We start from the raw sequence: 23,342 nt of genomic DNA, 5'->3' as shown, positions 1-23,342 counted from the left end.
CTATGCGGGTGCGGCAACGAAAGTTATACAAAAAAATCACCTTGCTTAAGTATAATGTAAGTGTTCAAGCCGCATTATATGCAAAAGAAAGGTGATTTTATATGGCAACAAAGACACAGAGTCTTGCGCACACAAAATGGTTATGCAAATACCACATAGTATTTACACCTAAGTATAGACGTAAAGTTATATATAATCAATATAGAAATAGTTTACGTGAAATATTGAAGCGTTTATGTGAATATAAGGGCGTCAAGATTATAGAGGGGGAGCTCATGGCAGATCATGTGCATATGTTAGTATTAATCCCACCTAAAATAGCAGTATCATCTTTTATGGGATATTTAAAAGGTAAAAGTGCACTTATGATGTTCGATAAACACGCAAACTTAAAGTATAAATTTGGAAATAGACACTTTTAGTCCGAGGGATATTATGTTAGTACAGTAGGTCTAAATGAGGCAACAGTAAGAAAATATATACGTGAGCAAGAGTTACATGACCAAATGAAGGATAAGTTAAGTGTAAAAGAATATGAGGACCCTTTTAAGGGTAGCAAGTAATACATATCCCCTTTGAGGGGAAGGTTACGAGTCAATGGCTATGCGGCTTGAACGTAGTGAAAGCCAGTGCCTTTAGACGCTGGCCTAGTACTACGGGCTTATAGCCCGTGAGCAGGGGCTGTAACAAAACAGCCCCTTAAACTAAAAAAGATATGAGTTGATTTTATTGATATGTACTCATTTTCCTGGACACATATTATTTACTAGCCTAAACACATGGATGCTTCCCTGTATTTTACAGGGGGCATCCATTTTGTTTTTTTCTGGATTCTTCTGTTGTTGTAATAGTTAATATATTCTTCTATCGCTACTGCAAAAGCATTAAATGATGAATATTCTTTTTCAAAACCATAATATATTTCTGTTTTCAATCTACCAAAAAAGGTTTCCATCACAGATTTATCATAACAATTTCCTTTTCTAGACATAGATTGAATAATGCCCTGTTCTTTAAGTGCTTGCCTAAAATAGTTAGGTTGGTATTGCCATCCTTGATCAGAGTGGAAGATTAATCCTGAAAGATTAGTAAACTTCTTAAAGGCTTTCTCTAACATACGAGAAATCTGTTCTAAGTTAGGCCTTAATGCTAAGTTATACGCAACAATTTCATTCGTATTCATATCTAAAATAGGCGACAAATAGCATTTTCCCCACGAGAAATTAAATTGAGATTGACTACAAAACCTCGATTAAGAAGTTCTTGGTATACACGACGTACACCATACCGACCTTTATGTTCTGTAAAAATCTTATGGATTTCATCTTTTAGCTCTGTATTTATTTTATCTACAAGATCTACTTTAGTAAGTTCAAAATAATAGGTAGATTTGGACATTGGCATAGCTTTTAGAAGATATTTTAGTTGATATCCTTGCTTTCGGAGCGTTTTAATAATCGCTGCTTTTTCGCCTTGAGACGCGCAGCTTCCTTTTCTTCTCTCAAGGCAATCTCTTTTTTTATGACTTCATTTTCAGCCTTAATATAAGCATTCTCAGCTCGTAAGCGAATGAGCTCCTCGTATTCACTCTCTTTGAGTTTTCGAGGTGAGATAGTCTTAGTTACTTTCATTTTGCAATCCTTTGGTGGTCGTCCTTTAGGTTTATTAATAAGACCATTGTATCCCAAAGTTTTGTATTTATGAACCCATTGATACAGTTGTCCAGTATTAATTCCAGCCATAACAGATACAGAACGTATGGATTTTCCAAATAATACTTGGCATACTAACCCATATTTCTTCTCTGGAGACCAACATTGATTATCTGTACGATGCTTATTGATTTCTGGACCATTAAACATTTCTTGTCTAGCCCATTTTCTTATTTGATCATGAAAAGTATGAGGCAATACTCCGATTGGTGTCTCTGGCCATTCACCTTGATGAAATAATTCAATTGCTTTTTTTTTAAATTCATAACTATATCTCATGAAAATCCCCCCTTTACTGGTTGTCCAGTAAAGGGGGTACATATCATATATATTCAACTCATAGCTTTTTTCTATATTTCTAAGAAAAAGGACCTCGAAGGGCCCTCTTCATTGGTATAATTAAATTATGAAGCAAAACCATACCAATAAACTTCATTATACCAAACTAGTCATGCCTCGCCAACTAGTTTTACCATTGGATTATGGCATGTTGATAAAAGAAACAGCGCCTGTGCGGTTACTCGATGCTGTATTGGAGGAATTAGACTATAAAGAGTTACAGCATTTGTATTCTCTTAAAGGGAGAAAATCTAAAGTTCCACCGCATATTCTATTCAAAATTTTTGTTTATGCTATGTCCAACGGCGTGTATTCTACACGTATGATACAACAACAATGTGAAGAAAATATTAATTATATGTGGCTTCTTCAAGGCTGTTCAGCCCCAAGTCATATGACTTTTCAACGATTTTTCGCCCGTTGTACACTAGATATATTAATGAATCTGTTTTCACAGTTAATGGAAGCTATTAACAGACATGATACCTTAACATTCAATGAAGTCTTTGTTGATGGAACTAAACTAGAGGCTAATGCCAACAAGTATACCTTTGTCTGGCGAAAAGCAGTACAAAAAAGACTAGATACATTACCATCTAAATTAGCTATATTAAAGCAAGATATCTGGAATGAATTAGGCCTAGATACCCATTGTATGAATGATGAATGTATCTATACCTTCCTCTCTAAAGAGATTGAAGTACACCATATGGAATTAGTACAAGGAAAAGGTAAGCATAAAACACCATTACAACGATTGTATGAGCGAGCAGAAGATTTATATGAGAAGCGCAAAAAATACGAACAGCAATTGTATATTATGGGTGAACGCAACAGTTATTCTAAAACAGATCATGATGCAACGTTTATGCGTATGAAGGAAGACCATATGCGTAATGGACAGCTTAAGCCTGCCTACAATGTACAATTAGCAGTTCATTCTGAATATATTATGGGAGTTGGTATATTTCCCAAGCCAAATGATACTAATACCTTAATTCCATTTGTACAGCAATTAGAACAGATTCATAGCCGCCGATTCACATATGTGGTAGCTGATGCCGGTTATGATAGCCATGAGAACTTAACTTGGTTAAAAAACAACCATTACCTATCTTGTATAAAGCCTCAATATTATGAAAAAGCAAAAACTAGGACTTGTTCCAAGGATATTAGCAAAGCTCGTAATATGGAGTATATACCTGAAGAAGATGCATTTAGATGTGCAAAAGGACGTAAATTAAAATATGCCTTCACACGTAAGGCGAAAAACAAAACAAGATTTGTATCTGAGCGAAAGGTCTATATTTGTGAGTCTTGTAACCGATGTGGATACAAGAAGGAATGCCAACGGTATGTAAAACCAACGACAAAAAATCAAGTAAAACGAATTGAGATTACACCTGAGTATGATACCGTATTGGCCGAGAACCAAGATAGATTGATTAGTGATACAGGCATTCAATTACGAATTAACAGTTCCATCCAAGTTGAAGGCGCATTTGGTGTGTTAAAACAAGATCTGGGGTTTAGACGCTTTTTACACCGTGGCAGTGGAAACGTGCATAAGATGCTATATCTATTATCCATGGGATTCAATATTGCAAAATTACATAACAGAATACAAGCAGGACGAGTTAATACAACATTATTTACTGCAAAAGAAACTGCTTAAACCAAAAATTTTTAAATAGGCCTAGAGGCATATTTAAGTGCGTCTAAAAACAAAAACCATCAAGAAAACATAAGATTTTACAAATCTAATTTTCTTGATGGTTCTTATATTTTAAAGGGGCTGCAACTAGAATGCGGTAAAACCGCGTTCTGTTACAGCCCCCTGATTTTATTTTTATATGACTAAAATAGTGTAAAATCTTTATTTTCTTAGAATAACCCATACACTCTATAGTATTGATGATTACTTTCAGTTAGATTATTATTATAATTAATACATTTGTGGGTTATCATAAAATACTAATTTATTCATATGAATAGAGTGTTAACAAGGAGGATTTATGGAATTACTTTCATTATTTGAAAAAGGTGGATTAGTTATGTATCCGCTATTGGTTTGTTCAATTATTGCAGTTGCCATATTGATAGAGCGTGTGCGTACTTACAATAAGGCACAATCTAATATGCCACTATTAAAGGAAAAGGTCGCAGAGTTTGTTGTAGCAAAAAAATGGCAAGAGTTACGAGATATTTGTGATAAAGATGGCGGTGCTGCAGCAGAACTAGTTAAAACGGCAGCGTTACAACTGCATGATATTGATAAACAAACACAATCTTTACAAGGTGCGGCAATTGCTATTGCCGCACGTTTACGCGCTTATTTAAATTATCTTGAAACGATTGTAACATTAGCACCATTACTGGGTTTGCTTGGTACTGTGACAGGTATGATAGGGTCTTTTAGTGTATTGTCCGTATCTAATGGTGAGCCGTTTGCTATTACCGGTGGTGTAGGTGAGGCCTTAATTGCGACCGCAACAGGCTTGTGTGTTGCAATTCTTGCTCTCGTTATTCACGCTTATTTGGCTCAGCGAGAAGATAATCTTGTATCTCAAATGGAAGAAATAAGTGCTGTATATATGACGGCGTTAGTGGGTGATAATGATGCAGCTTAGAAATCTACGGACAACTAATAAGCCAAAGCTTATGATTATACCCATGATTGATATTATATTCTTTCTATTAGTATTTTTTATGATGAGTATGTTGTCTATGGTTGTGCAAAAATCTGTTCCTATCAATTTACCATCATCCCAAACCGCAAAGGTAGATATGCAGAAAAAAGTACCTATTACAGTAACAGCTGATGGAAGTATTTATATAGATCAAACAAAAACTACTATAGAAGGTATGATTAAGTATTTGCAAATTGAGCAAAGTAAGGGGTCAGAGATGACTGTTGTATTACGTGGTGATAAGGCGGCTCAATATGGTACTTTTGTACAAGTATTAGATACTTTAAAACAAATGAATATCACAAAAATTGCTGTTGCTACTGATTCTAAATAGGGGGTTCTTATGTCAAAGTGGAAATCCTCTTTTATGATATCAATCATAATAAATATATTGATATTTATGGGTGGCGCTGTATATATGAATTATTTTGCAGCACCTTCTATTAATCAGAATCGAGAGCCAATTGAAATGGAAATTGTATCAGATTCAGGTGAAGCTAATAATGGACCGCAGATTTCTGCTCCAAGACCAGAAAAGGTGGAGATTCCACCTATGCCAACACAAGAAATTGTTAAGGAAATCATACAAAGTGGTGTACCAATTAATGAAATAATTAATACTCCTCCTACAGAAAATAAAGCTAAAACAAACTCTAAGGCAGAGTCTATGGAAATTCCTCACACAGAAGAGCATTCTAATAGTAGCTCAAATTTAAATGAAGTATTACCTTCTAAGGAGGATTTATCTCGTAATCCGGTTCCTTTATATATCCCAGAACCAGATTTACCTATTATTCCGTCTAATCAGGGGACTAATCGTGCAGTTGCTAGTTTTACTATAGAGGTAGATGGTTCTACAAGTGAAATTGAGATGGTTCAATCATCGGGTTATGGACCTGTAGATAGTGCTATAATAAATGCTATTTCACAATGGTCTTTTAAGCCAGCAACTAATTCAGAAGGACAACCAATTACAATTCGTACAAAACGTGGATTTCAATTGAATATTCAAGATAAGTAGTGTGAATTTTCCATAATCTTAATTTGTAGATGAAAAATATTCATAAGTGTTTGGTAGATGGATACGCTTGGGGGTATATAATTATAGAACTTATTTGTATAGAATGAAATGTAAATAAAAGTTATATAGTGTGTATTTTTCTAATTGTGTGTGGAGGAGAAAAATATGAGAAAAAAATACTTATCAGTTTTAATTGGTATGACGTTAATAAGCCTGCCTTATGTAACGTTTGGGGAAGGGGCTGAAACGGCTCAAAGCAATTCTGATTCATCAGCGCCGTCAGCTACTTTAGCGGATTATGTAATGGATGACTTAGTAATTACAGGACAGCGTGAGAAAGTTTTACAAGGTGCATATGCAAGAAACAATACGACTTTTGGTTTATTAGGAAATAGAGATGTAATAGATACTCCTGCATCCGCTATGGTTATTGGACCTAGAACGGTTGAATCTTTTACAGCATCTACTTTACCACTAGATAAAGTTCTTAGTGTTAATCCATCTATTCGTATGGCTGGTAGTAACTTACATAATGACTTTACATATCGTGGGATTCGCTCCAATGGTACAAGTAGCTTAATCAATGGTATCCCAGGCTTGATGACGCAGTTTAATGCACCAACATATGCAATGGACCATATTGAGTTTCTTGATGGTCCTTCTGGTGGTTATACAGGCTCTGCCATTCAATATGAATCTACTGCAGCAGGTGGCATGGTTAACTTCGTTACTAAAAAAGCCGGTGATGAACCTCGCTTGATTTATAAACAAACTTTCACAGGCCGTAGTAATATGGGTGAATATATTGATGTTAGCAAACGCTTTGGCGCTCAAAAACAATGGGGCGTACGTGTTAACGCTGAAAATTTGCGTGGTGAAACTGGTGTAAAAGGTGAACGCGTGAATGCTGCTAGTATTTATGTTAACGTAGATCATAAGACAACTCATCATAATACGAACTTATTCATGGGGTACCGTGATGGGGAAGTAGAGAATGGTATGCGTTGGTTTAAGTTAGGTAATGTAGATACTTTGCCTAAAGCACCAAGTGGTAAGAATAACTACTCCTTTGATGGTATGTATAAATCCACATATGGTTACATTCTTGGCTTAAATCATGAGCAAAAATTAAATAAAACGACTACATTATTCTTCAATGGTGGTTTAAATCACAATAATTTGGATAATAATATAATGGCTAAATTTAGCTCATATACACTTAATAATAGTAACGGTGATTTTAATTTAGAATATCAAATTGGTGGTACTCCACAAAATACATACTACGCGCAAGTTGGTACACGCCATGAGTTTGGCAGTCCTTCCGTTAAACATAAAGTAACGGTAGCATTTGATAAATCTTGGAAGCAAAGAGAATCTGGTATCACGCCTAATTATAATAATGGCACTAATAACTTTGGTGTATTAGGTACAGGTAATTTATATACTGGTTTGAATCAAACTAGCATGCCTATTACAAAATACCGTACTGGTCTTGCTGCGAGACAACAAATGTGGGGGGTAACTGCATTAGATGAAATCAGTTATAAAAAATGGAATTTAGTATTAGGTGTTCATCATCATTCTGCAACAACTAATAACTATAATAATAAGACGGGTAATCTCGTTAGCTCCAATACGTCAAGTTCTACATCTCCTACTTATGCATTGATGTATAAACCAAATGACAATTGGTCTATCTATGGTAGCCACTCCGAATATTTTGATGCAGGGACTCCTGTTGGTAATGCGTATCGAAATGCAGGAGCAATCTTGCCACCAGCTAAAACAAAACAAAATGAAATCGGTGTCAAATATCAAAATAATGGCTTGTTAACAACATTGTCTTTATTTGATATTAAGATGGCTACTAATATCGTAGTTAACCGTACAGTAGCAGGTAATGCTGGTACATGGTTGCTTCAAGATGGTGCGGATCGTCATAAAGGTGTTGAGTGGACTATTAATGGTCGACTTGCTAAAAAATGGTCTGTATTCGGTGGCGCAATGTACTTAAATGCGAAGAAAGAAAAGACTACAGGTGGTAGACAAGATGGAACACGTGTAAGTGCACAACCGTACTGGAGTGGCACTGTAGGTGTTGAATATAATCCAAATGCTAAATGGGGTCTCATGACACGTATGACATACTTTGGTGATTCCTATATTCGCAATGGTGCAAGTAAGCTTGTTAATGTACCATCCTATACAGTATTTGATGCAGGTGTTCGATATAAAACAAAATGGAAGGATTCCTCTGCTGTATTCAGTTTAATGGCATATAATCTCTTTAATAAAAACTACTGGATGGCATCGAGAGGTGATCAAGTATACGTAGCTACACCAAGAACTTACATGATGTCTGCACAATTTGAACTATAATTTTTGTGTTAAACAGAAAGGAAGAGGCTGCTTTGCAGCCTCTTTATTACTATGTACTTACTTAAATATTGTAAATGGATTTGGATAATTCTAGTCCTATGGATTGCTGGTGGGCTCCTGTTATTTTATAATCCTAAAACTCAATATAATAATGAAATTGTTCTTGCTACACCACGAGACATAGCGCCAGGGCCTAAAGATCCGTATTACATAAGTAGTATTGGTATGGTTTGGGAACCTTTAATTGGTGTAGATTCTGATGGACACATAGCTGGTGTACTAGCTAGTGATTGGAGAGGGATACATGATAATAAAGATTGGGTGATTTCATTACGTCCTAATGTTACTTTTCATGATGGGACACCATTTAATGCTGATGCAGTATTAAAAAATGCTGAACGTTGGCAGAATATGAAAACAAAACCATCACCGTTTTATACGTTCAACTATAAGGTTCTATATGCGGGCCTTACATCAGTAGAAAAAATTGATGACTATACAGTTGTATTCCACTTGGACAAGCCTGACCCTGTTTTTCCAGAACGGTTAATCAATTTTTCATCAGCTATGTTTAATCCGAATAGTTTTGATATAACTACGGGGGATTTTGTTAACACCAATATAGGTACTGGTCCGTTTAAAATCGTGGATCGTCAAACAAATCAATATGTAGTGTTGCAGCGTAATGATCAATATTATGGTGAAAAGGCGAAAAGTGAATTTATTCGGATTCGTACTATACCGAGTGCAGAAACGCGATATGCGGCTTTGAAAGCGGAAGAAATATATGGCGTAGTTGATATTGGTGCCATGACACCAGCTTTGTCGTTAGAATTATTAGGAGATTCGAGATTTGCTATGAGTAAAAATCGAAATACGCTTAATCAAGTACTAACGGTTAATCAAAGCAATTGGCCTTTTTCTGATACACGAATGGTTCAAGCCTTGTCGCTTGCCATTGATAGAGACATCTTGATTCAACAGTATTTTTCCGGACAAGCGCGGCCTAATATTAATATCTTAAATAGTTTAAATCCTTTCTCTATTGACTTGCCAATTACTCGTGATATGGGGCGAGCAAAAGAGCTTTCAGCAGAAGTATTACAAGGTAAACGTGTGCAAGCTAAATTGATGATTCCTCAATATGGTTTAAACCGATACTCCTATAAAGAAGTGGCTCAATATTTACAGTACTTATATAAAGAGCTTGGCATTGATATATCTATAGTTATTTTGGATGGTTCAGCATTTTCAAAATTATCATCTCAAGGCAAGTATGATTTATCTTTGGGAACGATGGGGTTAGCTAATTATGCACCTGAAACTATCTTCAATACGTACTTAGCGGATAAAGGTCGTATGAATACCATATATAAAGTTGGCTATCATGATGATGAAGCGAGTATGTTGCTAAAGAGACTAGATAGTTTATCAACTGTAGAGGAGAGAATTCCTATATATAATAGACTACAGGTAATCGGCATAGAGCATCCACCTACAATTATATTGGGAAGTGATTTGAATGCTTTGATATATAATCAAGAGAAAATCAAAGGTTATAATGCATTAACTTATGGTGTATCATTGCAAACTATTGAGTGGAGGTAACATGGGGCGTTATATTGGAACTAAAATGATATTAATGATACCTACACTTATAGGTATCACTCTTATGGCTTTTATTTTGTTAAATATTGCACCTAGTGATCCGGCGCTTATAGCATTAACTATGGATGGCGTATCGGCGCCTAGCTTGCAAGAAATAGAAAATAAACGGCATGAGTTAGGATTAGACCTACCTCTAATTGTGCAATATAAGAATTGGATATATTCCATCTTAGTTGGTGATTGGGGCGTATCCTATATTACGCGTAAATCTGTAGTTGAAATGTTATTGACTGCAGCTAAAGTTACAGTACTACTTTCCTTGGTGTCTATTGTATTTACCGTTGTGATTGCAATACCTGTTGGTGCGTTTATGGCACAATCTCGTTTTCGAGGCATCACAAAATTATTAGATGCATTGTCTATTATAGGAACTTCTGTACCATCTTTTTGGCTTGCTATTATTAGCATTCATATATTTGCAGAAAATTTAGGATTATTTCCTACTAGTGGCTATGGTTCATTTAGACATCTTTTGCTTCCTGCGATTATATTAGCAATACCAACGATTGCTTCTGTGATGCGGGTGCAGCGAGATGCGATGGTTAAGATACAGGAAAGCAACTATGTTTTATTAGCTAAAGCTAAAGGTTTACCTGAATGGGTTATTGTTTATAAATATATGATACAAAACGCATTGGTTACATCTGTTACAATCATCGGTAATCATTTACGGTCTATACTAGGTGGGGCTATCATTATTGAAACAATTTTTTCCCTTCCTGGTTTTGGTATGTTATTGTTGCAAGCTATTCAGATGCGAGATTATCCTGTAATACAAGGTTATGTGTTGATTATTGGCATCATGACAATCGTAATTAATATCATAATAGATATTATCTATGTATGGTTACAACCATCGATTCGCTTAGGAAGAGGTTAATATGAAACAGTTTACAAAAATGGAAAAAGCATGCCTCTTTGTTATAGGTTTTTATCTATGTGTAGCCATTGTTAGTATTTTCTGGACTCCTTATGACCCTACAGTGGTAAATATTTATCAAGCCTTTGAATCCCCTAGTTGGAATCATTGGCTAGGTACTGATGCCTTGGGTCGTGATCTGGTGAGCCGATTGATGGTATCTGCAGAAATTTCAATTTTTTTCTGTATTATTACAGCGGTATTAACTATGACTTTAGGACTTGTGTTAGGGATTATAGGTGGCTATTATAAAGGACGCATTGATTTTGCTATTCAAAGTTTAGTCAATATTTTCCAAGGTATTCCGGGATATGCTTTTATGATTGCTTTAGCTGGTATTTTGGAACCTAGTTTGTTTAGTATAGTCCTGGCTGTTGTTATTACATCTTGGACTTCATTTTCACAAGTTGTTCGTAGTGAGGTATTATCTATTACATCACGTGAATATGTAGCAGGGGCCAAAGTGCTAGGGGCTTCTAATTTGTACATTATATTTCGCTATGTTTTACCATTATTAGTCCCACTCATATTAGTTCTGTTAACCATCCGCATTAGTACTACGGTTCTTATGGTGTCAGGTCTTAGCTTTATCGGACTTGGCTTGCAACCGCCTATGACGGATTGGGGAACTATGATTCAAGAAGGTCAGACATACTTCCGAACATATCCTATTTTGTTATATGCGCCAGGTTTATGCATTCTTACTTTCTGTGGTGCATTGAATTATATTGGTGAAAGTTATAAAAAACAATTGGTTTAAGGAGGGATTATGAAATCTATTGCGTTTAATAATGTAAAAATCTCATTCCCTCAAGAACAAGGGGTTGTGATTGAACAATTAAATACTGTGATTCAACCGCAGCATATCACAGCAATTATCGGCGAATCAGGTAGTGGGAAATCAGTGCTAGGTAAATCAATTGTAGGATTATTAAATCGTGCAGAAGTAACGGGTGCTATTAGCTATGGTGATATGGCATTAACCTCTGAGGTGCAACAATACTTACGGGGGAAAGAAATTTTTTATATTCCTCAAGATCCTGCTACGGCATTAAATCCATCTCTTGTTATTAGAGAACAGATGGAAGATACCTTATACTTTCATCAACTTATACAGGGGAATATAGCATTAGAAAAAATCAAACAAGAGTTGTTAGCGTATGATTTTGATGATGTAGAACGTATATTGTCATCCTACCCTGCACAATTAAGTGGTGGTATGCAGCAACGAGTTATATGTGCTTTAGCATCTGTAATTAAACCACAATGGATTATTGCGGATGAGCCTACTAAGGGGCTTGATGCGATAGCACGAAAATCGGTATATCGCTTGTTTTTATCTATGCAAGAGCATTTAAAAAATAGCATGATTATAATTACACATGATCTAGATTTTGCTGAGCATATTAGCGATTATATAATTGTTATGGAAAAGGGACGTATTGTAGAGGAAGGCAGTACAAAAGAAGTTATGCAGAATCCAACTAGTGAATATATGCAAAGTCTTTTAGCATCAATGCCCAAAAGGATGATTCATCATGAGTGATAATATTATAGAAATCAATCACATCTCTAAACATTACAAGATGGGTTTTTTCGGAAAGAAACAACATAATATTGTTAATGATGTGTCCATTGCAATTCGTCAAGGGACTACATATGGCTTGATTGGTAAAAGTGGCAGCGGTAAATCTACAATCATGAAAATGATTATGGGCTTAACATCTATTGATAGCGGTGAAATTCTTTTTAAAAACCGTTCGGTTACAGAGTGGTTACGTCACAGCAATCATGAATATAGAAGTTCTTGTCAAATGCTATTTCAAAACCCATTGCAGTCTATTTATCCTAAATTTTTAGCTCAAGAAGCTATACAAGAAGTAATTAATATTCATAAATTGCCGTTGAGCAATATTGATCAAGAAATAGTAGCAGTATTAGACATGGTTAGATTGAGTTCTAATATCTTGAAGCGTCGTGTAACAGAATTGAGTGGTGGTGAATTACAGCGTTTGTGCTTAGCTAGGATACTGTTAGTTAATCCAGAGCTAATACTGTTAGATGAACCTACTACACAATTAGATACAGGTTCGCAATTTCAAATTATGACCGTATTGAAGGAATTGCAGCACGAAAAACATCTATCATATCTGTTTGTTAGTCATGATATTGATTTAATGAAATATTTGGCTCACGATATAGGTGTTATAGAAAATGGTCAAATCATTGAGTCGGGACCTAGAAAAGCTGTATTACAGCAACCAAAATCTGATTTTATGAAACGATTATTAGATGCGTATTATACGTTGTAGAATTGGTTTTGATGACTGTTTGACATACTTAAAGTTATGACTATATTAAAATAACTTAGAAATATAGGCTAATTCTTAAAACTTATGAAGTAAATATGTTCCACAAGTTGCGTATGTATATGCATAGATGCTTATATATATTTTAGAATATGTATTCTTAATATAATATATAGTGATATTTCATACAGAGTTGTAATGTGAAATACGATTCTGTATTTTTTGCGCGTATAATTATGATAATATTATCAATTTATTATTTATTACCATAGGGGGTATATGTATTGTTAGTAAATCATAAATATAGTATATTTATAATTAATAAAAGTGAATAAACTGAGTGTCGGTTTTACCGAGCGTAAAAGAGGAAAATGGGTGTAAATCCTATACTATGAAAGTAGCTGTAATGAAGAGCAATATCTCATTTTAGTGTCACTGGGAAACTGGGAAGGCAGAGATGTTGTGATGAATCAATAGTCAGAAAGCCTGCTCAATCTAATAGAATAGTATCCATTTGTGTGGTATCTTTTGTTTAGGTTAGTCAGGTAGGCTAATCTTTTTTTCGTTATTTTCTTAGATGGCACCATAATGTTATTGTTGGCTTTTGTGTGTGTTTATGTTTATTCACTATTATGTGTTTTTATTTGAAAAGGGTATAGGAGGTGCCTATGGGCAAACGCTTTGTCAAGCAATTGGGGCAATTTATTGTCACTCTGTTTGGCATCACATTTTTGACATTTTGTCTCACCTATTTAGCTCCAGGGGATCCGGTTACTATGCTATTGGAAACGGCGGATACCATCGTATCTCAAGAGCTTATCGATGAAACCCGTGCTCAATTAGGATTAGACAAGCCGTTTATCGTACAGTATGCAAACTGGGTGGTCAATGCGGCTCAAGGTGATTTTGGCATGAGTTACTCTGCTAAAAAGCCTGTTGTAGATCGTATGTTGGAGGCTTTGCCAGGGACAGTTATGTTAGCAGGTACAGCATTAGTATTTACATTGCTCTATGCATTGCCGGCAGGGATTATAAGCGCCTTAAATCGAAACAAATGGATTGACTATCTGTTGCGCGCTGCTTCCTTTGTAGGCGTGTCTATGCCATCATTCTGGTTAGGCCTTGTATTGATTTATATCTTTGGTCTTAAATTAGGGCTCGTTCCTATTGCGTCCTCTCGTGTAACTCCTATCGGTGTAATTCTACCAGCCGTTACATTAGCTGTTGTAGTCGGGTCCAAGTACATGCGCCAAGTTCGTCTCGTTATTCTTGAAGAAATGCAAAAGGATTATGTTATCGGCGCACGTGCTCGTGGTGTGAGTGAGATGAAAATTTTATTCGGTCATATTTTGCCTAATGCAGTATTACCACTTATCACTATACTGGGCGTTGTTATCGGTTGGTTATTAGGCGGTGTTGCAGTTATTGAAATGGTATTCTCCTGGCCTGGCCTTGGGAATATGGCAGTATATGCCATTACCATGCGCGACTATCCATTGATCGAAGGTTTTGTGTTGTGGGTTGCCTTAGCATATATGTGTATTAATGCATTAGTTGATGCGTCATATATCTTGTTAGACCCTAGATTAAAAAGGGAGAGAGCATAATGGCAGAATTTATTCAAAAACATAAATTGTTCTCTTTCTATAGCGCCTTGATGATTGCGGTAGTTCTCATAGCTATATTTGCACCATGGCTGGCACCAGGTGATGCTTTTAGCTCAAATCTGAGTCAAGCATTACAAGCGCCAAGTAGTCAACATTGGTTTGGTACAGATAAGCTTGGTCGTGATGTATTGTCTCGCATCATTTATGGCACTCAATTATCCTTGTTTATGGGCGTATCTATTGTAGTGATTATGGTGACTATTGGTACTGTTATTGGTGCCGTAGCGGGCTATTTTGGCGGTAAGGTCGAGATGGTTCTTATGCGCTTGGCGGATATTATGTTATCCTTCCCAGGTGTTGTGCTCGCCATTGCTATTGCCGGTATCTTAGGTGGTAGTATTTTGAATACCATTCTTGCATTATCTGTTGTAGGTTGGGCAAAATATGCTCGTCTTGTACGGTCTATGACGTTGAAAGTTCGCGGTGAAGAGTATGTAACGGCGGCTGTCATGATGGGGGCCTCTACAACGACTATTCTAAGACGTCATATCATTCCCAATATCCTTCCTCTTGTTGTTACAACAGGAGCGCTTGATATTGGGGCTATCATGATTGAAGTAGCAGGTCTATCCTTCTTAGGTTTTGGTGCTCAACCGCCAACACCAGAATGGGGTCTTATGCTTAATGAAGGACGCCAATATTTGCAAACGAGCCCTTGGCTTATGGCATTCCCTGGTATGTCCATCCTTATCGTAGTAGCTATCTTTAACCTTTGGTCTGATTCCTTACGGGACGTAGTGGATCCTAAGAACCAAGGTTAGTTACGTGTGATGCTTATTTATAGGTTGTGTTGTGAAAGTTGTTATATAAATAGGCGGTAATAAGGTTTTTCCATTATGACTATTGTAGATTGTAGTGGTCATGATGTGTATGTTTTATGTTTATATGTAATGGTACAAGGAGATTTTACATGAAAAAATCTTGGAAAAAGGCCCTCTTAGCAGGTCTTAGCATTGTAATGATGGGTTCCTTCATCGCAGGTTGTGGCTCCGATAACAACGGCTCTGCAAATAAAGACGTATTGAAAGTAGGCGTAACTAACTTCGCTTCTACTTTAGAACCTACGGAAAACTTCTTCGCTTGGGTTGTAATGCGCTATGGTGTAGGCGAAACATTGGCTAAGTTTGACGAACAAATGAAACCTCAACCATGGATTGCATCTAAATGGGAAGTATCCCCAGACCATAAAACGTGGACTTTCACAATCAATGATAAGGTGAAATTCTCTAATGGTAAAAAAGTTGATGCTGCAGCAGTTAAAGCCTCTATCGAACGGGCTTTTGAAAAATCTAACCGTGCGAAAACATTCTTCGAATATGACTCTATGGAAGCTAATGGTCAACAATTAGTTATTCATACAACAAAAGAATATCCTAATATGCCTGGGCTTTTAGCGGATCCATTGTTCCTTATCGTCGATGTACAATCTGAAAAAGACGGACGCAACTTTGCGAAAGAAGGCCCTATCGGTACAGGCCCATACGTAGTTAAATCCTTCACTAAAGAACGCGCTGAAATGGCTGCTAACGAAAACTATTGGGATGGTGCAGTACCATTCAAAACTGTAGAAATTCCTTCCATCGATGACCCTAATACGCGTGCTATGAGCTTACAATCTGGCGACGTAGATATGGCTGTTAACATCGGTGCTGGTGAAATCGGCTTGTTCCAAGGCAACAACAAATTTAAAGTAGACGAAATCGCATCTCTTCGCGTAGTGTTGGCGCGTATTAACCAAAAGGGTATTCTTGGTGACGACAAGGTTCGCGCTGCTGTTATTTCCGCCACAGACCGTAAAAACTATGCCGATGTATTGTTAAAAGGTACATTCATTCCTGGTTCTGCTCCAATTCCACCATCTATGGACTATGGTTTCAAGGATTTGAAAGATCCTAATGCATATAGCCCAGATCGTGCTAAACAATTATTAGCTGAAGATGGTTGGAAAGATACAGATGGCGATGGCATCCTTGATAAAGATGGCAAACCATTAACATTTGACTTCGTAGTATATAACTCTCGTGCAGAATTACCACTTTATGCAGAAGCTGTTCAAGCAGACCTTAAAAAAGTGGGTATCGACATGAAAATCAAAACAGTTGACTATAACTTGATTGATAAAATGGGTCAAGATGGCGACTATGATATGCTTATCTCCAACATCGTAACTGCTAATACAGGCGATCCAATCTGGTTCTTAGCTAACTACTGGCATACTAATGTGGATGGTTCAAACCCTCAAAACGGTTCTGGTTACTCCAATCCACAAGTTGACCAATTATTAGATGCTGCTGAAACTGAATTTGATCCTGCAAAACGTCGTGACTATGCAATTCAAATTCAACAATTATTGATGAATGATGGTGCTGCATTGTTCTTAGGTTACCCTAAAACTAATATCGTTACTGGTTCTTACTTGAAAGGTGCTGTCATGTACCCAAGTGACTACTACTGGATTACTAATAAAATTACAAAATAATAAGGAGCTATAATGGCAGAAAACATACTAACTGTAGAGAACCTTAACATCGCGTACCAAGGTGTGCCTGCTGTTATGGATGTAAACTTTACCTTGGAACGCGGTAAGGTATTGACCATTGTAGGGGAATCTGGATCCGGTAAAACTACCGTGATCCGGGCCCTCATGGGTTTATTGCCTATAGGTGGTGAGGTCACAGATGGTACAATGCTCTTTAATGGTCAAGACCTTCGCACCCTATCTAAGTCAGAATGGAGAGCTATACGTGGTAAAGATATGGCCATGATTTTCCAAGATAGTGGTAGTGCTTTAGACCCAATAGTTCGCATTGGTAAACAGTTTAGAGAATTATATAAGTCTCACATAGAAATCGATAATGACGAATGTGATCGTCGTGCTATTGAGTTATTAGAATCTGTTTCTCTTCCTAATGGTGCGGATATTCTTCGTCGTTATCCCCATGAGTTATCTGGTGGTCAACGCCAGCGTGTGGGTATTGCTATGGCATTAGCGATGGATCCTGCGTTATTAATTGGTGATGAACCTACATCTGCTTTAGATGTAACAACACAATCACAAGTTGTTATGCAAATGCTAGAGTTGTCTAGAGAACATAACTCAGCTATCGTTATGGTAACGCATAATCTTGGTGTAGCTGCCTATATGTCTGATTACATCATCGTTATGAAAAAGGGCCGTGTTGTTGATGCAGGTGCTCCAAAGGATATCTTAGAAAATCCTTCTAACGAATATACGAAACAGTTGAAAGACGCTGTGCCGACATTGGGAGGAGGTCGTTACATTGACTAAATACGCTGTAGAAATTAAAAATGTATGCAAACGATTCCCTCTTCCGACTGGCGGAGAGCTAGAAGCATGTAAAGATATCAACATTACCCTTGAAAAAGGGCAGTCTCTTGGTATTGTAGGTGAATCTGGTTCTGGTAAAACAACTCTAGTTCGTATGATTATGAAGATGTTACCTATTACAGAAGGTGAAATCTATGTTGATGGTGTTGAGATTCAACACATGAATTCAGAACAAACTAGAGAATATCGTCAAAAAATTCAAATGGTATTCCAAGATCCATCGGCAGCTTTTAATCCGCGTATGAAGGTTAAGGACATTATTCTTGAACCACTATATAATTTTGGGCTTCTTGAAAAGGGAAAAGAAGAACAAATCGCTGGGGATTACCTTGAAATGGTAGATTTACCGCGTGAGTTTATGCATCGATTCCCACATGAAATGTCTGGTGGTCAACGTCAACGTGTAGCCATTGCTCGTGCTATCGTATTAGAACCTGAAATCCTAGTATTAGATGAAGCAACAAGTGCTCTTGACGTATCCGTACAGGATTCCATAGCGGACCTATTGGCTCGCTTACAAAAAAAGAAAAATTTAACATACCTATTTATTGCTCATGATATTGCGTTCATTCGTACAATGTGCCACAAAGTGGTTGTTATGTACAAAGGTGCTATCGTTGAAGAATTAGATGCATTCCATTTAGCTGATGCGAAGCATCCTTATACAAAGGTTCTATTGAGTTCTATCTTTGAAATTGGTCAAGATCATAAACCACTTTCATTAGAAGAAGCTACATTAGAAGCATAATAGTATATGCATGAGGCTTACTTTGAAATAAATTAAAGTGTATAGGTTAAGTAAAATAGCAGTTAGTTGATCGGCTAACTGCTATTTTTTGGTTTCTTAAAACAATATTGGGGCACAGGCGTTGAATATAATGGTTCTGGTTTCTCCAGTCCGCGCTTTGATGAATTGATAGCTCTTGGTGAAAGCGGGGCCGATCCAGTTATACGACGTAATGCCGTTATTAATGCGCAACAACTTATGCTAGATGAATCTGTAGCATTGTTCCTTGGATATCCTAAAATTAATATCGTAGGCAATAAATACATCGATGGTATTAAGATGACACCATCCGAATACTATATGATTACGAAAGATTTAAAACGAAAATAATGTGAGTATATGAAAAAGAGGACCCAATGGTCCTCTTTTTCATATACTCACATTATTTTTGGCTATCTACTGCATCAAGATCATTCATATCCACCTCGTTAGCACGACTAATCATACGATTATATTTTACATATAATTGTGTATATGCTTCGCCGTAGGAGGAGTTAATAATGATGTAATTTCTTGCTTCTGCAATAAATTCCTTTACTGCATCTTGGTATAGTTTAACAGCAGTTTGCGTTTCAGGTTTAGTACCTGGTTGTAATGCGTTTATGCGTTTAGTAATATCTTGTAGATTTGTTTCTACCTTTTGTGTATCTGTATTACCATCAGGATCGATGATATCTACTGTTTGAGATAATAGGATATTGAGCTCAATGAAGTTAACTGCATTGACACGATTTTCTTTAGCAAATTCTTTCATACGCTCAGAGTACAATTCATTATTACGATTTTCAAGGGTTAAATCAAAGGCGTTATAAGCTGCATTGAATTGGTCTGCAAGTGGAACATATTGATTTGCTAAATTATCACTACCCACATAATTGTCCTTTTCAAAGGTACGGTCTGTATAGTAATTTTGGATTTGCTCGGATACAGGAATTAATTGTGTTAAAATAGCAAGCAATTCATCGGTCGCTTTATTAACATCCTCATAAGGTGTGGAGCTTTCTTGTTTTGCTGCTTCGAGTTGAGATTTTAACTCTTTGTAATTAGGTAATGTTACAGTCGTATTGTGCGAATGATTACGTAATTCTTCAAGGGTTGGTTGTAATTGATATGTATAGGCAACACTATTCATATTAAACGTATCGGCTGCCTCAATATAAGGTCGTAAGGCATTAATTTTATCCTCGATAGTAGAACGATATAATATTGTCGTTGATTTATTAGAGAGGAAGTGATATGCACAATAAATCCCGCCACTAATTACAGCAATCCCTAGAATTATGGCTAAGATTAATTTAATATAACCCTTTTTCAATTGCCTATACTCCTTGTAAAATCCGTTTATGTAAGTATTTTTGTAAATATATCTATATTTTATATATTCTATATACTCGATAGTACCTTTATTATAGCATAGAATCAGGGGGCAAAAAAGATACATATAAATGATAAATTATTAAATAAATATAAATATTTTGCGTAAAGTTTATGTTGGGGGTATGAAATATTGAATAGGGATTCTTCTTGTTAATAAAATTGGGAGTAATAGCTTTGGGCTGCTATAATAATATATATATTATTGATAGGGGAGTCTACTATGTTTGATTCAAAAAATATGATTAATTTTTCTACAACAGAGCTCATTGCTAATGGGGAAGGACGTAATGTTTTATCTGCTATTGAGGATGGCTTACGTACATGTGATGAGTTTATTATTAGCGTGGCCTTTATAACTGCAGATGGATTATTGGTATTGAAACCTATTTTGAAAGAATTAGAAGGTAGAGGCATAAAGGGGCGTATTTTAACTACAGACTATTTAGGGTTTAATAATCCAGATGTTCTTGATGATTTAGGGCATTTAAATAATATAGAGCTTCGTGTATATTGCACTAGTAATGGCAGTAAACATGGTTTTCATACAAAGGGATATATTTTTAAACAAGATCAGTTATATCAAATAATAGTAGGTAGTTCGAACTTAACTATTAATGCGCTAAAAAAGAATAGAGAATGGAATACTAGAGCTCAATCTCATAAAGATGATACTTATACTAAAGAAGTTTTAGAGGAGTTTGAATTGTATTGGAATTCCGAGTTTACTATGAAATATTCGGAGTTCTTGCCATGGTATAGGCCTAGATGGGAACGGTCCAATCGTCAATCACTACAAAGTATTGCAGAACAAGTAGAGTTAAAAGGCTCCTTAAAATTGGAGCCTAATTTGATGCAGCGTCAATTTATAGATAACTTTAATGAGTTAAGATATAGAAATGAAACTCGTGGATTATTAATTTCTGCTACAGGTACTGGTAAAACTTATGCAGCAGCATTCGCAATGCGTGATATGAAACCCAAAAGATTGCTGTTTTTGGTGCATCGAGAACAAATTGCAAAGCAAGCATTGGGAAGTTTTCAACGTGTTTTTGATGATAAGTCGATTTCGTATGGCATTGTTTCAGGAACTGTAAAACGTTTTGATGCAGATTATGTATTTTCAACTATGCAAATGATGGGGCGCTCTGATATTTTAAAAAAATATAATCCAGATGATTTTGATTGTATTATTATTGACGAAGTGCATCGGGCAGGCGCAGAGAGTTATCAACGAATTATTGACTATTTCAAGCCCAAATTCTTATTAGGTATGACAGCTAGTCCAGAACGTACTGATGGATATGACTTATATAACTTATTCCATCATAATATTGTCTATGAGATTAGATTAGAGCAAGCGCTAGATGAGGATTTATTGTGTCCATTCCATTACTTTGGGATAAGTGATCTTTGGATAGATGGAAAGGAAATAAACATTGAAGAGGATAATATTAGTTTTTCCAATTTGTCTGAAGGAGAACGGGTTGATAAAATCATTGAAAAAATTCGTTATTTTGGTCATAGTGGACGTCGTGTTAAAGGCTTAGTATTTTGTAGCAATAAAAAAGAAGCAAAAGAGTTATCTGCTGCATTCAATCTTAGGAGATTTAGGACTATTTCCTTAACTGGTGAAGATTCACAAGAAATACGTGAAGATGCAATAGCACGATTGACAGGGACTGGTGATTATCAAGGTATTGTAGATGAGCAATTGGATTATATATTCACAGTAGATATTTTTAATGAAGGCGTAGATATTCCAGAAGTAAATCAAGTTATTATGTTGCGGCAAACAGAAAGTCCTATTGTATTTATTCAACAGTTAGGTCGTGGTTTACGGAAGTTTGAAGATAAGGAATTTGTAGTTATCTTAGATTTTATAGGTAATTATTCTAATAGCTATATGATACCATTAGCGTTATCTGGTGATAGAAGTTATAACAAGGATACTTTACGAAAATATGTACAATCAGGGAATCGTATTATTCCTGGAACGTCAACCGTTCATTTTGATGCTATTGCTAAAAAACGTATCTTTGCTGCTATAGATACAGCTAATTTAAGTAGTGCTAAAATTATTAAAGAAGCATATCTAGATTTGAAATATAAGTTGGGACATGTACCGAGAATTAAAGACTTTAAAGAATATGGCTCTATTGATATAACAAAAATTTTTAATAAATATAAGTCTTACCATCATTTTTTAATCCAAATAAAGGATAAAGACTACAATGTATCTCTTACACCAATTCAAGAACAAATGTTACACTACATATCTCAAAAGTTAGCAACAGGCATGCGTGTGAGAGATTTATTGGCGTTACAGCTTTTATTGGCTGGGAAAGACAATATTATTCATCGAGTAACAGAATTATTGCATGGTGAGTATGGTCTTGAATTATCTGATAAAGGGAGAATTAATTTAATTAATATATTATCTAACCAGTTTTCTGTATCATCTGCAAAAAAAACATTTAAAGATTGTATTTTTATTGAGGCAGATGGTAATGACTATTCAATTTCTAAAATATTTAAAAAGGCTTTGGAGAATGAAGATTTCAGAAAGCATATAAGTGAATTGATAAGTTTTGGATTAGACCGCTATCATACTAGATATAAACATAGTATCTTAAATAATACGCCATTTGCTATTTATGAAAAATATAACTATGAACAAGTATGTCAATTGTTAGAGTGGCCTCAAAATGAAGTTCCGTTGAATATAGGTGGATATAAGTATCATCGTGAAACAAAAACATATCCTGTCTTTATAAACTATCATAAAGATGAAGGAATTCAGGATAGTATAAAGTACGAAGATAGATTTGAATCCCCGACTTTGATTAAAGCAATTTCTAAAAACAATCGATCGTTCACATCTGATGATGTAGTATCGGCTTTTGATGCTGATAGCCTAGATATCGCAATGCACTTATTTGTACGTAAAAATAAGGATGACGAAGAGTCTAAAGAGTTTTATTATTTAGGGCCTATCCATTCAACAGGAAAGGAAAATGCAAAAGAGATTGTAATGGCGAGTGGCACAAATGCGGTTGAATTAGAATATAGATTGGATATACCAGTGCGTGATGATATATATGATTATTTAATAAATGGATAGG

At 35.8% G+C, this 23,342-nt stretch carries 21 protein-coding genes, 1 pseudogene and 1 riboswitch; of the genes and pseudogenes, 18 read left to right on the top strand and 4 right to left on the bottom strand.

Annotated features, from left to right (window positions below; genetic code table 11):
* Window positions 1-101 precede the first annotated feature (101 nt).
* Window positions 102-563 (top strand): annotated as a pseudogene (gene tnpA, locus VTHSUH11_RS04160) (IS200/IS605 family transposase).
* 203 nt (window positions 564-766) lie between these two features.
* Here the strand turns inward: tnpA and VTHSUH11_RS04155 are convergent.
* Genes VTHSUH11_RS04155 through VTHSUH11_RS04145 form a run of 3 tightly spaced genes read right to left on the bottom strand, consistent with a single transcriptional unit; the run spans window position 767 to window position 1,991 of the window.
* Window positions 767-1,201 (bottom strand): IS3 family transposase, encoded by a 435-nt coding sequence (locus VTHSUH11_RS04155; protein WP_146104609.1) that lies wholly within the window; start codon window positions 1,199-1,201, stop codon window positions 767-769.
* On the bottom strand, window positions 1,186-1,398 hold the full coding sequence (locus tag VTHSUH11_RS04150) for an IS3 family transposase (RefSeq protein ID WP_219843293.1): 213 nt from the start codon (window positions 1,396-1,398) through the stop codon (window positions 1,186-1,188). Before VTHSUH11_RS04150 ends, VTHSUH11_RS04155 begins: the two co-directional genes overlap by 16 nt.
* A 23-nt stretch (window positions 1,399-1,421) precedes the next feature.
* Window positions 1,422-1,991, bottom strand: coding sequence for a helix-turn-helix domain-containing protein (locus tag VTHSUH11_RS04145; RefSeq protein WP_244899980.1), 570 nt, complete (start codon window positions 1,989-1,991; stop codon window positions 1,422-1,424).
* Window positions 1,992-2,118: 127 nt separating this feature from the next.
* Between VTHSUH11_RS04145 and VTHSUH11_RS04140 the strand changes: the two genes are divergently transcribed.
* The 16 genes from VTHSUH11_RS04140 (at window position 2,119) to VTHSUH11_RS04065 (ending at window position 19,173) form a co-directional block, all read left to right on the top strand.
* Window positions 2,119-3,726, top strand: a complete 1,608-nt coding sequence (locus VTHSUH11_RS04140; protein ID WP_105092731.1) for an IS1182 family transposase — start codon at window positions 2,119-2,121, stop codon at window positions 3,724-3,726.
* 340 nt (window positions 3,727-4,066) lie between these two features.
* Window positions 4,067-4,681, top strand: a complete 615-nt coding sequence (locus VTHSUH11_RS04135; protein ID WP_105092730.1) for a MotA/TolQ/ExbB proton channel family protein — start codon at window positions 4,067-4,069, stop codon at window positions 4,679-4,681.
* Entirely contained in the window at window positions 4,668-5,075 is a 408-nt protein-coding gene (locus tag VTHSUH11_RS04130) for an ExbD/TolR family protein (RefSeq protein WP_342352074.1), read from the top strand. Before VTHSUH11_RS04135 ends, VTHSUH11_RS04130 begins: the two co-directional genes overlap by 14 nt.
* 9 nt (window positions 5,076-5,084) lie before the next feature.
* A complete protein-coding gene (locus tag VTHSUH11_RS04125; RefSeq protein WP_105092729.1) occupies window positions 5,085-5,762 on the top strand; it encodes an energy transducer TonB in 678 nt (225 codons plus the stop codon).
* Window positions 5,763-5,927: 165 nt separating this feature from the next.
* On the top strand, window positions 5,928-8,144 hold the full coding sequence (locus VTHSUH11_RS04120; RefSeq protein ID WP_219843292.1) for a TonB-dependent receptor: 2,217 nt from the start codon (window positions 5,928-5,930) through the stop codon (window positions 8,142-8,144).
* A 51-nt stretch (window positions 8,145-8,195) separates the two neighbouring features.
* Window positions 8,196-9,752, top strand: coding sequence for an ABC transporter substrate-binding protein (locus VTHSUH11_RS04115; protein ID WP_105092727.1), 1,557 nt, complete (start codon window positions 8,196-8,198; stop codon window positions 9,750-9,752).
* Window position 9,753: 1 nt separating this feature from the next.
* Window positions 9,754-10,692, top strand: coding sequence for an ABC transporter permease (locus VTHSUH11_RS04110; protein WP_105092726.1), 939 nt, complete (start codon window positions 9,754-9,756; stop codon window positions 10,690-10,692).
* 1 nt (window position 10,693) lies between these two features.
* Window positions 10,694-11,491 carry an ABC transporter permease gene (locus tag VTHSUH11_RS04105; RefSeq protein WP_105092725.1) on the top strand — a complete coding sequence of 266 codons (798 nt, stop codon included), beginning with the start codon at window positions 10,694-10,696 and terminating at the stop codon, window positions 11,489-11,491.
* Between the two features lie 9 nt (window positions 11,492-11,500).
* On the top strand, window positions 11,501-12,277 hold the full coding sequence (locus VTHSUH11_RS04100; protein ID WP_105092724.1) for an ATP-binding cassette domain-containing protein: 777 nt from the start codon (window positions 11,501-11,503) through the stop codon (window positions 12,275-12,277).
* A complete protein-coding gene (locus VTHSUH11_RS04095) occupies window positions 12,270-13,043 on the top strand; it encodes an ABC transporter ATP-binding protein (protein WP_105092723.1) in 774 nt (257 codons plus the stop codon). The genes VTHSUH11_RS04100 and VTHSUH11_RS04095 overlap by 8 nt, the downstream gene beginning before the upstream one ends.
* A gap of 318 nt (window positions 13,044-13,361) precedes the next feature.
* A riboswitch (cobalamin riboswitch) is annotated at window positions 13,362-13,548 on the top strand.
* Between the two features lie 160 nt (window positions 13,549-13,708).
* Window positions 13,709-14,647 (top strand): nickel ABC transporter permease, encoded by a 939-nt coding sequence (nikB, locus tag VTHSUH11_RS04090; protein WP_105092722.1) that lies wholly within the window; start codon window positions 13,709-13,711, stop codon window positions 14,645-14,647.
* Window positions 14,647-15,468 (top strand): nickel transporter permease, encoded by an 822-nt coding sequence (gene nikC / locus VTHSUH11_RS04085; RefSeq protein WP_105092721.1) that lies wholly within the window; start codon window positions 14,647-14,649, stop codon window positions 15,466-15,468. Before nikB ends, nikC begins: the two co-directional genes overlap by 1 nt.
* A 149-nt stretch (window positions 15,469-15,617) precedes the next feature.
* Complete coding sequence (locus VTHSUH11_RS04080; RefSeq protein WP_105092720.1) at window positions 15,618-17,186, top strand: ABC transporter substrate-binding protein; 1,569 nt, start codon at window positions 15,618-15,620, stop codon at window positions 17,184-17,186.
* A gap of 12 nt (window positions 17,187-17,198) precedes the next feature.
* Complete coding sequence (locus VTHSUH11_RS04075) at window positions 17,199-17,996, top strand: ABC transporter ATP-binding protein (protein ID WP_105092719.1); 798 nt, start codon at window positions 17,199-17,201, stop codon at window positions 17,994-17,996.
* Window positions 17,989-18,804 (top strand): ABC transporter ATP-binding protein, encoded by an 816-nt coding sequence (locus tag VTHSUH11_RS04070; protein ID WP_105092718.1) that lies wholly within the window; start codon window positions 17,989-17,991, stop codon window positions 18,802-18,804. The genes VTHSUH11_RS04075 and VTHSUH11_RS04070 overlap by 8 nt, the downstream gene beginning before the upstream one ends.
* A 165-nt stretch (window positions 18,805-18,969) precedes the next feature.
* Window positions 18,970-19,173, top strand: a complete 204-nt coding sequence (locus tag VTHSUH11_RS04065) for a hypothetical protein (RefSeq protein WP_244899977.1) — start codon at window positions 18,970-18,972, stop codon at window positions 19,171-19,173.
* Between the two features lie 52 nt (window positions 19,174-19,225).
* Here the strand turns inward: VTHSUH11_RS04065 and VTHSUH11_RS04060 are convergent, their stop codons facing one another.
* Complete coding sequence (locus VTHSUH11_RS04060) at window positions 19,226-20,158, bottom strand: DUF3829 domain-containing protein (RefSeq protein ID WP_105092717.1); 933 nt, start codon at window positions 20,156-20,158, stop codon at window positions 19,226-19,228.
* Window positions 20,159-20,440: 282 nt separating this feature from the next.
* Between VTHSUH11_RS04060 and VTHSUH11_RS04055 the strand changes: the two genes are divergently transcribed.
* Window positions 20,441-23,341 carry a DEAD/DEAH box helicase gene (locus tag VTHSUH11_RS04055; RefSeq protein ID WP_105092716.1) on the top strand — a complete coding sequence of 967 codons (2,901 nt, stop codon included), beginning with the start codon at window positions 20,441-20,443 and terminating at the stop codon, window positions 23,339-23,341.
* Window position 23,342: the final 1 nt, after the last annotated feature.

Origin of the sequence: Veillonella tobetsuensis, from assembly GCF_002959935.1 — a bacterium.
Lineage (GTDB): Bacteria > Bacillota > Negativicutes > Veillonellales > Veillonellaceae > Veillonella > Veillonella tobetsuensis.
This window is presented reverse-complemented; position numbering and strand designations above follow the sequence as displayed.

Coding starts and splice junctions, on each gene's coding strand:
- VTHSUH11_RS04080 (WP_105092720.1), top strand. CDS start 15,618: ATGAAAAAATCTTGGAAAAAGGCCCTCTTAGCAGGTCTTAGCATTGTA.
- VTHSUH11_RS04100 (WP_105092724.1), top strand. CDS start 11,501: ATGAAATCTATTGCGTTTAATAATGTAAAAATCTCATTCCCTCAAGAA.
- VTHSUH11_RS04145 (WP_244899980.1), bottom strand. CDS start 1,991: ATGAGATATAGTTATGAATTTAAAAAAAAAGCAATTGAATTATTTCAT.
- VTHSUH11_RS04075 (WP_105092719.1), top strand. CDS start 17,199: ATGGCAGAAAACATACTAACTGTAGAGAACCTTAACATCGCGTACCAA.
- VTHSUH11_RS04055 (WP_105092716.1), top strand. CDS start 20,441: ATGTTTGATTCAAAAAATATGATTAATTTTTCTACAACAGAGCTCATT.
- nikB (WP_105092722.1), top strand. CDS start 13,709: ATGGGCAAACGCTTTGTCAAGCAATTGGGGCAATTTATTGTCACTCTG.
- VTHSUH11_RS04125 (WP_105092729.1), top strand. CDS start 5,085: ATGTCAAAGTGGAAATCCTCTTTTATGATATCAATCATAATAAATATA.
- nikC (WP_105092721.1), top strand. CDS start 14,647: ATGGCAGAATTTATTCAAAAACATAAATTGTTCTCTTTCTATAGCGCC.
- VTHSUH11_RS04135 (WP_105092730.1), top strand. CDS start 4,067: ATGGAATTACTTTCATTATTTGAAAAAGGTGGATTAGTTATGTATCCG.
- VTHSUH11_RS04150 (WP_219843293.1), bottom strand. CDS start 1,398: ATGTCCAAATCTACCTATTATTTTGAACTTACTAAAGTAGATCTTGTA.
- VTHSUH11_RS04095 (WP_105092723.1), top strand. CDS start 12,270: ATGAGTGATAATATTATAGAAATCAATCACATCTCTAAACATTACAAG.
- VTHSUH11_RS04115 (WP_105092727.1), top strand. CDS start 8,196: ATGTACTTACTTAAATATTGTAAATGGATTTGGATAATTCTAGTCCTA.
- VTHSUH11_RS04120 (WP_219843292.1), top strand. CDS start 5,928: ATGAGAAAAAAATACTTATCAGTTTTAATTGGTATGACGTTAATAAGC.
- VTHSUH11_RS04110 (WP_105092726.1), top strand. CDS start 9,754: ATGGGGCGTTATATTGGAACTAAAATGATATTAATGATACCTACACTT.
- VTHSUH11_RS04140 (WP_105092731.1), top strand. CDS start 2,119: ATGAAGCAAAACCATACCAATAAACTTCATTATACCAAACTAGTCATG.
- VTHSUH11_RS04130 (WP_342352074.1), top strand. CDS start 4,668: ATGATGCAGCTTAGAAATCTACGGACAACTAATAAGCCAAAGCTTATG.
- VTHSUH11_RS04105 (WP_105092725.1), top strand. CDS start 10,694: ATGAAACAGTTTACAAAAATGGAAAAAGCATGCCTCTTTGTTATAGGT.